Source organism: Pedobacter sp. D749, from assembly GCF_019317285.1.
Classification (GTDB): domain Bacteria; phylum Bacteroidota; class Bacteroidia; order Sphingobacteriales; family Sphingobacteriaceae; genus Pedobacter.
In genome coordinates this window covers 718,907-732,250 of record NZ_CP079218.1, presented here as the reverse complement: position 1 = coordinate 732,250, position 13,344 = coordinate 718,907, and the positions used below count along the sequence as shown (strand labels likewise).

Here is a 13,344-nt window from a genome sequence, read left to right as displayed (position 1 = left end):
AAATTAAAAGAAAATGGAAACACAAAATAAAATTGCCTTGGTAACCGGTGGTAGCCGCGGACTGGGAAAAAACGCTGCATTAAAAATTGCCGCAAAAGGAATTGGTGTAATTGTTACCTATCAATCGAAAAAAGAGGAAGCAGAAGATACCGTAAATGAAATAAAAGCGCTGGGTTTGCCAGCAGCAGCAATACAGTTAAATGTTGGCGATTCTAAAACTTTTGAGGCTTTTTTTACAGAAGTTAAAAGCATACTAAAATCTGTTTTTAATGCAGAAAAATTCGATTTCCTGATCAACAATGCCGGTATTGGAATTCACGCTTCATTTGCTGATACTACAGAGGAACAATTTGATGCCTTGGTAAACATCCATTATAAAGGAGCATTCTTTTTAACCCAAAAGGCTTTGCCGCTATTAAATGATGGTAGCGGAATCATTAATGTTTCATCCGGATTGGCGCGTTTTGCAACCCCAGGTTATGCGGCCTATGCATCGATGAAAGGTGCCATGGAAACCTTAACAAAATATCAGGCTAAAGAATTGGGTGCAAGAGGAATCAGATCTAACATTATTGCTCCGGGCGCCATTGAAACCGATTTTGGTGGTGGCATGGTACGCGATAACGACCAGCTCAATGCCGGAATCGCTTCCAACACAGCCTTGGGTCGTGTAGGCTTACCAGACGATATTGGCGGTGTAGTAGCATTTTTATGTACTGAAGATGCAAGATGGATTAATGCACAGCGCATTGAAGCATCTGGCGGGATGTTCTTATAAACCATTCGTGCTTTTTAACCACTAGGACACGAAGGCAGAAAGATTAATTTCTTGTGTTCTTAGTTCCTTGGTGGTTATCTTTTTTGGTAGCTCGTCAACGCTAACCGCAAAACGCCATACGCTAAACACTATCCAAATCTACAACCAGAAAATAATCTGCATCAAAAGGCGTTATCCATGAAAACCATCAGATGCTTAAACTACTTCTACCTACCCTTTTACTGTTAATTTTTGTTACCGGTGCAAACGCTCAAAAATGGACAGATGCGGAGTTCCGCAGGGCCAATACCGCAGCGAATGCTTCTTATTTAACCAACGAAGAGAAAAATGTGGTGATGTATATGAACCTGATCCGCATTGATGGCGAAAAATTTTATTACACGTTTTTAGAAGATTATATTAACAACTATAACGCCAAAGTAAAGCAATATAGAAACTATAATGAACTGCGGATTACCCGTAACAATAGCTATTATACTTCTTTATTAAAGCATTTAAGGGGAATAAAAAATCTTCCGGTATTTTACCCAAACGATAAGCTGACCTCTTTAAGCCGTAGCCATGCACAAGATCTAAACAGGAATAATTTAGATACACACGAAAGCAGCAACGGCGATAAGTTTTCGAAACGTTTATCCACCTATTTCCCCAATAAGGCCATGAGCGAAAATATCGATTTTGGTTACTCGAACAGTTTGGATATTGTTTGCCATTTACTGTTAGATTGTGGTGTGCCTTCGCTTGGTCACCGGTTTAATTTGCTCGATCAGAAATACAAACTGAATACTGTTGGCGTGAGCATTCAGCCACATCCCTCTTATACCTGGTGTGCCGTTATTGATTTTGTAGCACAACCGGCCTATTACACCAATAATCAATAAAAGGCTTAAATGATCTTATTACCATAGCAATAAAAATTAATTGTAAATTGCGACCAAAAATAACAACGAACAATTTTAAGTAATGCGTAACGCCATTTTAGCCGTCATAGATTTTTTTCATCCTCCATTTAAAAAATTTATTTCTTTACATAATTTCAGGTATCTGGCTACTGGTGGTGGCACTTTATTATTGGGAATTTTAAGTTATTATTTTGCTTACTTTTTCATCTTTAAAACTGAGGAGGTAAACTTTGGAGTAATCGTATTGCAAAGAGAAACGGCCTCATTATTAGTTGATTATATCATTGCTATCCCAACCAGTTTTTTACTTAATAAATACGTTATATTTACACATAGTGAATTAAAAGGAAGGGTTCAGCTTTTCAGGTTTTTAAACCTCCAGTTTATAAACATACTGGCAAACTATGTTTTATTGAAGTTTTTGCTGGAACTTTTGAGAGATTACCCAACTTTGGCAATGCTTTCGAGAATACTGGTTTCAGTCTTAATGGCGCTTTTCAGCTACCTCTACCAGCATTACTTTACATTTAGTGTAAAAAAAATTGGGGATAAAAATGGGAAGAAGGATCAATAATTATTTTTCCACGGATATAGCGAACAGTCCGGCCGGAGCCTCCCGATAAAATGGTACAGCACCTTTCCAAATTATTAATCTTGTTTCTTTTTGGAAAGCAGTTCCACAAGCATTTGGGTTTCTTCAGTCCCGCCTTCGCTTCAAGTCCTCACTCGTACCTCGTTTCGGGCTTTACGCACCAGTCGGGTTTAGGTGGCCAAAATAGTACTTCTATTTTCGTTTTTGTGGAAAAAACCAGCTTCATCAACACAAGCCTTCGTATTTAAACGGGATGGAAGCGGTATCCCCCGATCCTTCATCGGGGATATAGCGAACAGCCCGACCGGAGCCTCCCAATAAAATGCTAAAGCACCTTTCCTAATTATTAATCCATCATTTTAACCACCCGAAACCTTTATTACGTTAACCTGTTAATTTATGCAGCCGCTTTCTTGATAAGATAAAAACAACATCCTAACTTAGCTGCCGACCAACTTATTTCATAAATAACCATGAGCCATTTTAATGATTTTAATAATGCGCAGGTAGCAAAATTGCCCAATCATTTAAAACAATTTATTGTTGACCAGAATTACGAAAAATACACACCAATCGATCAAGCGGTATGGCGTTATGTAATGCGCCAGAATTACAGTTATCTTAAAAACGTAGCTTATTACCCTTATATTAAAGGCTTACAGCGAGCAGGTTTAAGTATTGAGCACATTCCCGACCTGCAAACCATGAACGATAATCTGGGTAAGATTGGTTGGGGCGCCGTAACTGTTGATGGTTTTATTCCGCCAGCTGCTTTTATGGAATATCAGGCCTATAGGGTACTGGTAATTGCTGCAGATATCCGCCAGATTAATCACATTGAATATACACCGGCACCAGATATTATACATGAAAGTGCTGGTCATGCACCTATTATTGCCGATACCGACTACAATAATTATTTAAGCTATTTTGGTTCGATTGGTGCAAAAGCCATGTTTTCGGCGAAAGATTTTGAACTTTACGAAGCCATCAGGAAGTTATCGATTTTGAAAGAAGCTGTAAATGCTGATGAATTTGCCATTGCCAGGGCAGAAAAAGAATTGCGCTACATTAGTGAAAATATGGGCGAGCCTTCTGAAATGGCTTTACTTGGTCGCTTGCACTGGTGGACGGTTGAATATGGTTTGATTGGTACGTTAGAAAATCCAAAAATTTATGGCGCGGGTTTGCTTTCCTCTATCGGCGAAAGTGCAACCTGCATGCAAAATGATGTAGCAAAACTTTGGTACAACATTGATACGATTAATTATGCCTACGACATTACCAAACCACAACCGCAGCTTTTTGTAACCGAAACATTCCAAAATCTGATTGATGTTTTGGAAACTTTTGCCAATACCATGGCCTTTAGGAAAGGTGGAACAGAAAGTATTATGAAAGCAATTGCCTGTAAAAACGTAGCCACAGCTGTTTATAGTTCAGGCTTACAGGTAAGTGGTGTATTTACGGATATAGGTGTTGGCACAAAAGATGAGGTAACTTTTATTAAAACAACTGGTGCTTCGGCATTGGCGTTTAACGGAAAACAATTAAATGGCCATGGAAAAGATTACCATGCTGATGGTTTTTCGTCGCCGGTTGGCCGTTTAAAAGGAGCAGAAAAACCATTTGAGGATTATAGTCCATTAGAACTACAATCTTTAAAAATCATCAAAGGGGAGAAAACTGAACTTACGTTTGAAAGCGGAATTAAAGTTGTAGGAATAGTTAAAGATATTATTACCGAAAAGGGTAAGTTGATTTTAATAGCCTTTAACGATTGTACGGTTACAGAACGTAATGGGAATATTTTATTTAAACCAGAATGGGGAATTTATGATATGGCCATAGGCGAAAGCATCGTTTCAGTTTTTAATGGTGCTGCCGACAAAGATGCTTACGAGGAGATTACGTTAATTAGCACGGAGAAAACGCATCACATTACTTACGACGATAAAACCTTAAAACTACACAGCTTATACCAAACGGTTAGAGAGATTAGGGAAAGTGGTGAAAACCTTGATCAGCTAGGCGAAATTTTCTTACAGCTAAAAACAAACCATAGGCAGGATTGGCTTTGCGCCTTGGAAATTCTGGAGATTATTTACCATAAAAAGATTTACCATCAGCTGGAAAAGGAAATTCAGGTATATCTTGAAATTAAAGCGGGTAAAGAGTTAGACCATACCAAACTGATTAATGATGGCTTACATGTGATTAAAAATCCTGTTAGTCAGCTCCTTGTGGAAGATTGATTAATCGCTTTAATTTCATTAACTTTACGTTATGACAACTATCACAGTACAAGTAGATAACGAACAAAATGCTGCACTTCTTGAAAAGATGCTTAAGGCATTATCTTTTGTAGAAGATGTTGATATCAAAACCCATCAGCCCAATATGGTTGAGGAGCCTAGGGGATCTTATCAGAAATTAAAAAAAGCAATTGACAATACTGAAGGCAATTTAATGTTTAAGGATATTAAAGATCCATCTAAATGGCAGAGTGATTTAAGAGATGAATGGGAAATTAAATGATAGGTTGCAAATTATGAAGGGGTTAAAAGTCGGTCGTCACCCTGAATTTATTTCAGGGTCTTAATGCAAAATAGATGCTGAAATAAATTCAGCATGACGAACTTATCGTTCAAATACCTTAAATTTCTTATTAATTCCAATCATCCTCATTTATAACGAGAACAACTACATTTATCACATAATGTGTAAATTAAGTGATGTAATTCCTATTTCTAATCCTTGTCGCAAATAAGGTTTTAGTCGACTTACTCTTTTTTTCCTAACTTTGATTTCATCAAGTTCGGAACATTTCAATCTTTTAACTTTACAACAATTTTTAATTCCTTTTAATGAACATTATAATTACAGGTGCCAGCAGCGGAATCGGTTTCGAAACGGCTTTAGAGTTTAGCTTACATAAAGAAAACAAGATTGTTGCCATTGCCCGTTCAGCAGATAAGCTGCGCAAACTCTTAGAAATTGCTAAAGGCATTAATCCAGATTGCACCCTTTTACCTGTAGAATTCGACATTGTAAACGATGATTATGCCGCGCTGATTCCTTTTTTAAAAGAACGTTTGGGTACAATCGATATCCTGATCAACAATGCAGGCGCTTTAATTAATAAGCCTTTTTTAGAAACCACCGAGGTTGATTTAGGCGAAATGTTACAGAGCAACGTAATTTCACATTTTAGAATGATCCAGAACCTTTTACCTTTAATGCAAAGCGGAAGCCATATTGTTAATATCGGCAGTATGGGTGGCTTTCAGGGAAGTGTTAAATTTCCTGGTCTTTCTGCCTATTCGGCAAGTAAAGCTGCCTTGCATACCTTAACAGAATGTTTGGCTTTTGAATTAGCTGAAACAGGAATTAAAATTAATTGCCTTGCATTAGGATCGGCCCAGACAGAAATGCTCGAAACCGCTTTCCCTGGCTACCAAAGCCCGGTTATGGCTTTTGAAATGGGGAAATATGTGGCCGATTTTGCTAAAACAGGACATAAATTTTTTAATGGAAAAATTTTACCAGTAGCAGTTACTACACCATAATATGATAATTTTTAGTAATTTACGGCAGTAATTGAAAAACTAAAAAAATCTATGGAAACAAATTCTCCTTTTAAAACAGTCGACAGTGGAAAAAATGCCGCTGTTGTTAGCTACATTTTTCTACTCGGTTGGTTGATATCGTACTTTGCCATGTACAAAGACAACAAAACAGCGCTGTCAAGCTATCATTTAAGACAGTCATTATTGCTTCATTTGGGTATGATTGTACTTTATGTAGCGGTAACGATATTGATCATGATTGTGCCAATCGCTCTAATTGGTTATTTAAGTTTTGTAGTTTACATTGCCTACATTATTTTGATCATTATAGGTGCTATAAGTGCCAATAATGGTGAACAAAAACCGCTTCCGTTAATCGGCGACCAAGCACAAACCATGTTCCCAAGTATTTAATCGAAGCCAAATATTTTAATTAGGTCCGGGTAAGCTAACCCGGACTTTTTGTTTTAACTCATTTTCAACATTTTAACCGACTTTAGATATTTTTTATATCTTTGGCTCCAACATATGAAGAAAATAATAGTCCCGATTTTGTTTTTCATTTTGTCTGCCACGGCAGGAAAAGCCCAAACAATCTTACCCGCGCAATACCAGGAATTGGTAAAGAAATTAGTTGCAAGCCTTCCAAAAAACACAACAGTTACGGAAAATAATTCTTCCACAAGCTCCACAACCCTTATCGATTTTGCGAAAAGTATGTTAGGTATCCCCTATCGTTATGCTACAAGCAACCCGAAGGTTGGTTTCGATTGCTCTGGTTTTGTGAGTTATGTATTCAGTAATTTTGGCTTTAAAGTTCCACGTTCTTCAAGAGAGTTTAGCTATGCGGGTAAAGAAACCAGTTTAGAAAATGCAAAAGTAGGCGACGTATTGATTTTTACAGGCAGTAATTCAAGAGTAAGAAGGATCGGTCATGTTGGGATTGTTTATTCCATTGATGAAAACGGAATTAAATTTATTCATGCCTCTTCAGGTAAAGCGCACCAGGTAACCATTACCGATCTTGACGGTCATTATAAAGCCCGTTTCATGAAAATTGTAAGTATTCTTTAATTATTTTTTATACTTCCACATTCTGGTTTTGCCTTCAGCAAGCCATTCTAAAGTGGTTTCCAATCGCTTTATTCTGGTTGCTTCCGTTTTAGCTTCCTCAAGCCACAATACATAATCTTTTTTATTGGATGGACTGAAATTCTGGAATACCGCTAAAGCTTCCGGGGCTTCTTGTAAAGCTTCCATAAAATATTCAGGTATAACCAGTTCTTTCTTCTCGGTAGATTTTGTTTTTAGTGGCAGTTTTATATTGTCCTCATTTAATTGAATGGCTCGCTGAATATAGGCAATCAGAATTTCATCAGATGGCAAATCGTCAAAAGATTTTATTTTCCCCAATAAACCCATGGCTTCCGAATGTTCTTTAAAGATGCCATACTCATCTTGCATTAACGAGCCTTTCCAAAAGCCAAAGGCACAATGATTCTTAAAGGAAGCCATGTGACAAACCGTGCCTTTATAATCGAAAAAAGGCATCCCCCATTTAATTTTCTCTTCAATACGAGCATCGGCTTTATGCACCAGGTTTCTTAAATGATCTAAAATCGGAATGGCAAACGCAGCCGAATTGATAATATATTGGTCTACCTGAACAATTGTATGCATAACTAAAAGATTACGATAATAAATTTAAAGCAAAACAACCTTTAAAGCAAGTTCTACATCTCCATTAAAAAGAAACTTTTTAGCCAGTTCGTGCAGTTCTCTTTCGCGGTTGGTACTGTCGCCAATAGTAGCATCGAGGACTTCTTTTACTTCGGGATTTGTAATGATCAGATCAATTTCCTCATCAGTGGGTATTTGCTCAACATTACCGAGCATACCTAAATCGTTTCCGGTTAACACTTTCGAAAAGCGGACTGATTGTGGCAAACGATCAACCCCAATACCTAATTTAGCCAAAGGTTTTGCCACTTTAAACAAATTATCTTTTGTAACTCTGCAATACCAATCGCCACCTAAACGGGCTACCAGATCGATTTTATGCTGATCTATCTTACCATTCTCATCTAAAATAGCTTCGTTAATATGAATCACTTTTATTTCAGCCAGAATCAGGTTTCCTGCACCATGTTTATCGCCCAAAGAAATCACTTCATTCACTACACATTCGAACTGTACCGGAGCCTCGGCTACTCTTGGCGGCCGAACCAGATCTGACTTCAACATGGTAAATCCTGCTTTCTCAAACTCGTTTACGCCTTTGGCATATTCGGTACTGGCCAGGCTCATCTGCTGCACCATATCGTAGTTTACAATATTGATCACGCACTCTTTTACTTGATGAACATTCTCTAAAGTGTGTTTGGTCGTATTATCGCGCACCCTCCTCGACGGGGAAAAAATACAGATGGGTGGATTTGTACTAAACATATTAAAGAAACTGAAGGGGCTTAGATTTATATTTCCTTCGGCATCAATAGTGGAGGCAAAACAGATCGGTCGCGGAGCGATCGCGTACTGCAGGTAGTTTTGTAGTTCTACAGGGGTTAAATCGGAGGTATTTAGGGTCAGCAAGGCTTTATTGAGTTAAATGTTGAATGCAATAGTTTAAAAGAAGTTATAACTCGAAAAATGTCGTCATCTCGACTGAAGCGTAGCGTAATGGAGAGATTTATAATACATTTCTCGACTTCGTTGCACTCCGCTCGAAATGACGACTTTTATATTAGATTTGAACTAAATCCGAAACTATCGGATCGAGACAACTTTATTTTAATTCTTCTTCAACGCCAGGATCGAAAAATCCGTATCAGCCTTCGTAATCGTATTGGTTAGTGCACCCAAGCCTGTTATTTCCATCTCCACAACATCACCTGGCTGTAACCATTGTACTTTATAATTTGGATCGTTAAGTAAACCAGTACCGTTTAACTCTAAAAAACAACCCGTACCCACTGTTCCTGAACCAATTACATCACCAGGAATGATGTCGACCCCGTAAGCACAACGTTCTATAATTTCGGCAAAAGTCCAGTCCATATCAGCAGCATTTCCTTTCGAAACTTCAATACCGTTTACTCTGCAGGTCATTTTAAGATCGTAAGCATTACCTACATGTCCTTCTTTAGGAGCAACCTTATACTGCAATAATTCATCAGGTGTTACCAGCCATGGGCCAATTACGGTAGAAAAATCTTTTCCTTTAGCAGGGCCTAAATTCAACAGCATCTCTTCCATCTGCAACGTACGGGCACTCATATCATTCATAACCATATAACCTGCAATGTATTCATCAGCCTCAGCAGCTTTAATATTTCTACCTTTTTTACCGATGACAATAGCAAGCTCCAATTCGAAATCCAGTTTATCAAAATGATCTGGCATGCACTCAATTTCTCCTGTACCCTGAATAGCGTTATGATTGGTGAAATAAAAGATGGGATACTCATCAAATTGAGGGATCATATCAACCTTTCTGTTTCTACGTGCTGCAGCAACATGTTGCCTGAAAGCGTAACCGTCACGACAGCTGGTTGGATGTGGAACGGGCGCCAAAATCTCATAAAAAATTTCTTCTTTGGCCTCCAGACTTCCTTCTTTAATCTGATCATCAATGCGTTTCGCCCTTTCCATTATTACCTCTCCTCCCTGCAAAAATTCGTTCATGTTGTCAGGAATAAGCTTATCGCAGCTATTTAAATTATAGATATGCCCATTTACAAACACACCAAGATGCTCCCTGTCTTCGGTTTTATAGGATACTAGTTTCATATATGATTTGGTTAAATACGCGGTAAAGCTAAGCAATTAGGCTATTCAAAATAAAACTTAAGCGTTATTATTTTAAAAAGATATGTTTCTGAAGATTAGATTTAATTTAATGGAAAATCTATGGGTGAGCGTAAATCCATCAATCAATAACTTGCAGTATCCCTTGCTGCGCTTGCAGCCATAAACACTACCGATTTATCGCTTATGGCAGCCAACACAAAATGTTAACCTCTGGCAATAACCAACGGTGCGGCTCTCTCTGAGGTGTATATATATCACATTAAAATTTTAACTTTTAAATAAAATACATACCTTAGTACCATTAAAACCATGATCTTAAAAGCATTACATATTAATCTGGTAAACGACGCTATTGCAGCCCGTCGCTATAAGATGCTATCCAAGCTGATCATGGCTCAGTATTCACTGTAATTTCATTCACCTTTCTTTTTAATTGAAACGCCTTGCCGTTTTAATTGTTAATTCATTAGGATTTTTCTTATCTAACCATCATATCATTATGCCTATTTATCATAAATTGGGGCAGATTCCAGCTAAACGTCACACGGTTTTTCGTAAACCTGATGGAAATCTTTATGCCGAAGAATTGGTATCAACCGAAGGTTTTTCCAGTTTATATTCATTGGTTTATCATTGTCACCCGCCAACAATGGTAAAACATTTGGGCGAGCCTTATAGTGTTGAGCCAAAAATTGCGCGCGAAAAACACCTGAAACACACCAGTTTAATCGGTTTCAATATTAAACCGGAAGATGATTTTCTAAAAAGCAGAAAAGCCGTTCTGGTAAACAGCGATCTGCATATCGTTCTGGCTGCACCAAGAAAATCTATGACCGACTATTTCTACAAAAATAGTCAGGCCGACGAGATGATCTTCATACATGAAGGTTCTGGAAAGCTGAAAACAGGATTTGGAGAAATTAAATTTGCTTATGGCGATTATCTGATCATTCCAAGAGGAACCATCTATCAGATGGAATTTGATACCGAACAAAACAGGTTATTTATTGTAGAAAGTTTTAGTCCGCTAAGACCGCCAAAAAGATATTTAAATCAGTTTGGACAGTTAATGGAACATGCGCCGTATTGTGAGCGTGATTTGAGACTACCCGAAAACCTGCAAACACATGATGAGTATGGCGATTTTAAAGTACTCATTAAAAAACAGGGATTAATTTATCCCTATACTTATGGTACGCACCCTTTTGATTATGTTGGCTGGGATGGTTACCATTATCCCTATGCTTTCTCAATCCACGACTTTGAGCCGATAACAGGCCGCCTGCACCAACCGCCTCCGGTTCACCAAACTTTCGAAGGACACAATTTTGTGGTTTGCTCTTTTGTTCCCCGCAAATACGATTACCATCCCGATTCGATCCCTGCACCATACAACCATAGCAATGTAGATAGCGACGAGGTGCTTTATTATGTTGATGGTGATTTTATGAGCCGTAAAAGTGTGGTTAAAGGACAGATTACCCTACACCCTGGTGGTATTCCACATGGGCCACATCCAGGTACTGTAGAAAAATCGATTGGAAAAGAAAAAACAGATGAGCTGGCAGTTATGATCGATCCTTTTAAGCCTTTAATGCTTACACAGGACGCCGTGGATATTGAAGATGAAAATTACCACAAAAGCTGGCAGATTAACGTAGAATAAAATTAGTCGGAAGTCGGGAGACCAAGGTCCGAAGATAAAGTGCAGATGAAATAGATGAAGAGCAATTATCCAACATTTAAACTTTACAACCTTAAAACATTTAAAAACAACATATCACATCCGACTTCGGACCTCCGACCTCGGACTTAAATAACAACAAACAAATGGAAACACAAACATTCGCAGAAAAAATATCGAAAGCACCGGATTTTTTGCCTATTAACGGAACAGATTATATCGAATTTTATGTAGGCAACGCTAAACAAGCGGCTCACTACTACAAAACGGCATTTGGGTTTCAAAGCCTGGCTTATGCCGGCCCGGAAACTGGTGTACGCGATCGTTCGTCGTATGTATTACAACAGGGTAAAATCAGGCTGATTTTAACCACAGCATTAAAATCTGATCATCCAATATCAGAACATGTAAAAAAACATGGCGATGGGGTAAAAGTATTGGCCCTTTGGGTAGACGATGCCTATAGTGCTTTCGAAGAAACCACAAAACGTGGCGCTAAACCATACATGGAGCCTAAAACCTTAACTGATGAAAATGGCGAAGTTAAAATGAGTGGTATTTACACTTACGGCGAAACGGTACACATGTTTATAGAGCGTAAAAACTATACCGGAACTTTCATGCCAGGTTACCGGGTATGGGAAAGTGATTATCAACCTAAAGATGCTGGCCTTTTATATATTGATCATTGTGTGGGTAATGTGGGTTGGAACCGCATGAATGAAGCCGTACAATGGTATGAAGATGTAATGGGATTCGTAAATATTCTATCTTTTGACGATAAGCAAATCAATACCGAATATTCGGCTTTGATGAGTAAAGTGATGAGTAACGGGAACGGCTTTTCGAAATTCCCGATTAACGAGCCAGCAGAAGGCAAAAAGAAATCGCAAATTGAAGAGTATCTGGAATATTATGAGGGTGAAGGCGTGCAGCATATTGCCGTAGCGACAAAAGATATTGTTAAAACCGTTAAAGAATTAAAATCACGTGGCGTTGAATTTTTAAGTGCTCCACCTGAAGCTTATTATGATATGATGCCTCAGCGTGTAGGTAAAATTGATGAAGAAATAGCCTTATTGGAAAGCCTGGGCATTTTGGTCGATTGCGATGAAGAAGGATATTTATTGCAGATTTTCACCAAACCTGTTGAAGACCGCCCTACCCTTTTCTTCGAGATTATTCAGCGTAAAGGTGCGCAGAGTTTTGGTGCCGGTAATTTTAAAGCACTATTCGAATCGTTAGAGCGTGAGCAGGAATTAAGGGGTAATTTGTAATACCATCCGTAATTTAAACTAAGGGCAATCAGTGATCTGGTTGCCTTTTTTATTTACTCATTTTTAGGTATGTAATTGAACCAATAAAATAACTAAATTTAGTTACACACAAATATTTAAACCTTAATCATTATGAGAACAAAAATCACGCTGGTTTTATTACTGGCAGCATCATTCAGCGGCTTCGCGCAACCAAAGGCCGAAATTGTCAAAACCATCAACCAACTGCTGGCAAAAGCTATCGGTGGAACGAATATTACTTTACACAACGGCACGTCGACTGAGTTTAAAATTACTGCTAACTCATTTTATATCGATGAGGAAATGAATTTTGGCATTTTTACAATTGGAAAAACATTTGCCAGTTCAGATCATGCCAAAGAAGAAAATAGCTACACATCTCAAATACAGACATGGAACGGGTTCAAGGTTAGTCCGGAACAGAATAGCGCAAATATTAAATCAATCTACCCGGTTTTTACTAAACGCGATGGAGAGCCTGATAATGATAAAAACGGAATAAAATATTATTGTTTAGCAGGCGATGAAGAGAAATTGATAGCTGCGTTAACACAGCTGCAAGGACTTTATAAGAGAAAATAACTTTTAATTAATGTCTTCATTTCGAGCGATATATAACTAAGCTGAGAACCACAAAGTGCACAGCGAAGCTAAATCTGTTTAGATAGATCTCTCCATTCCGCTGCTCTTCAGTCGAGATGACGTTTTTTT

The 13,344-nt window shown here is 38.1% G+C and carries 14 protein-coding genes; 11 read left to right on the top strand and 3 right to left on the bottom strand.

Annotated features, from left to right (window positions below; genetic code table 11):
* Positions 1-13: 13 nt before the first annotated feature.
* From KYH19_RS03000 to KYH19_RS02965, 8 genes are all read left to right on the top strand, one after another.
* On the top strand, positions 14-778 hold the full coding sequence (locus tag KYH19_RS03000; RefSeq protein WP_132394916.1) for an SDR family NAD(P)-dependent oxidoreductase: 765 nt from the start codon (positions 14-16) through the stop codon (positions 776-778).
* Positions 779-969: 191 nt separating this feature from the next.
* On the top strand, positions 970-1,659 hold the full coding sequence (locus KYH19_RS02995) for a CAP domain-containing protein (protein ID WP_219077498.1): 690 nt from the start codon (positions 970-972) through the stop codon (positions 1,657-1,659).
* 82 nt (positions 1,660-1,741) lie between these two features.
* A complete protein-coding gene (locus KYH19_RS02990) occupies positions 1,742-2,254 on the top strand; it encodes a GtrA family protein (RefSeq protein WP_219077497.1) in 513 nt (170 codons plus the stop codon).
* Between the two features lie 491 nt (positions 2,255-2,745).
* Positions 2,746-4,527: an aromatic amino acid hydroxylase gene (locus tag KYH19_RS02985; protein ID WP_219077496.1), complete on the top strand. Its 1,782-nt coding sequence runs from the start codon at positions 2,746-2,748 to the stop codon at positions 4,525-4,527.
* Between the two features lie 31 nt (positions 4,528-4,558).
* Positions 4,559-4,810: a hypothetical protein gene (locus KYH19_RS02980; RefSeq protein ID WP_219077495.1), complete on the top strand. Its 252-nt coding sequence runs from the start codon at positions 4,559-4,561 to the stop codon at positions 4,808-4,810.
* 329 nt (positions 4,811-5,139) lie between these two features.
* Entirely contained in the window at positions 5,140-5,841 is a 702-nt protein-coding gene (locus KYH19_RS02975) for an SDR family oxidoreductase (RefSeq protein WP_219077494.1), read from the top strand.
* 51 nt (positions 5,842-5,892) lie between these two features.
* Positions 5,893-6,255 carry a DUF4870 domain-containing protein gene (locus KYH19_RS02970; RefSeq protein ID WP_132394923.1) on the top strand — a complete coding sequence of 121 codons (363 nt, stop codon included), beginning with the start codon at positions 5,893-5,895 and terminating at the stop codon, positions 6,253-6,255.
* Positions 6,256-6,369: 114 nt separating this feature from the next.
* On the top strand, positions 6,370-6,915 hold the full coding sequence (locus KYH19_RS02965) for a C40 family peptidase (protein WP_219077493.1): 546 nt from the start codon (positions 6,370-6,372) through the stop codon (positions 6,913-6,915).
* Here KYH19_RS02965 and KYH19_RS02960 read toward each other — a convergent pair whose 3' ends face one another.
* The 3 genes from KYH19_RS02960 to KYH19_RS02950 all read right to left on the bottom strand — a co-directional run bounded on the left by KYH19_RS02960 (position 6,916) and on the right by KYH19_RS02950 (position 9,630).
* Positions 6,916-7,521: a YdeI family protein gene (locus tag KYH19_RS02960; RefSeq protein WP_219077492.1), complete on the bottom strand. Its 606-nt coding sequence runs from the start codon at positions 7,519-7,521 to the stop codon at positions 6,916-6,918.
* Between the two features lie 24 nt (positions 7,522-7,545).
* Positions 7,546-8,433, bottom strand: a complete 888-nt coding sequence (locus KYH19_RS02955) for a flavin reductase family protein (RefSeq protein WP_219077491.1) — start codon at positions 8,431-8,433, stop codon at positions 7,546-7,548.
* Positions 8,434-8,631: 198 nt separating this feature from the next.
* Positions 8,632-9,630 carry a fumarylacetoacetate hydrolase family protein gene (locus KYH19_RS02950; RefSeq protein ID WP_219077490.1) on the bottom strand — a complete coding sequence of 333 codons (999 nt, stop codon included), beginning with the start codon at positions 9,628-9,630 and terminating at the stop codon, positions 8,632-8,634.
* A 520-nt stretch (positions 9,631-10,150) separates the two neighbouring features.
* On the opposite strand from KYH19_RS02950, the gene KYH19_RS02945 reads away from it, so the two are divergent.
* From KYH19_RS02945 to KYH19_RS02935, 3 genes are all read left to right on the top strand, one after another.
* On the top strand, positions 10,151-11,317 hold the full coding sequence (locus KYH19_RS02945; RefSeq protein ID WP_219077489.1) for a homogentisate 1,2-dioxygenase: 1,167 nt from the start codon (positions 10,151-10,153) through the stop codon (positions 11,315-11,317).
* A gap of 164 nt (positions 11,318-11,481) precedes the next feature.
* Positions 11,482-12,612 carry a 4-hydroxyphenylpyruvate dioxygenase gene (gene hppD / locus KYH19_RS02940; protein WP_219077488.1) on the top strand — a complete coding sequence of 377 codons (1,131 nt, stop codon included), beginning with the start codon at positions 11,482-11,484 and terminating at the stop codon, positions 12,610-12,612.
* 132 nt (positions 12,613-12,744) lie between these two features.
* The gene (locus tag KYH19_RS02935) at positions 12,745-13,215 is read left to right on the top strand and encodes a hypothetical protein (protein ID WP_132394930.1); all 471 of its coding nucleotides are present in this window, start codon (positions 12,745-12,747) and stop codon (positions 13,213-13,215) included.
* Positions 13,216-13,344 lie beyond the last annotated feature (129 nt).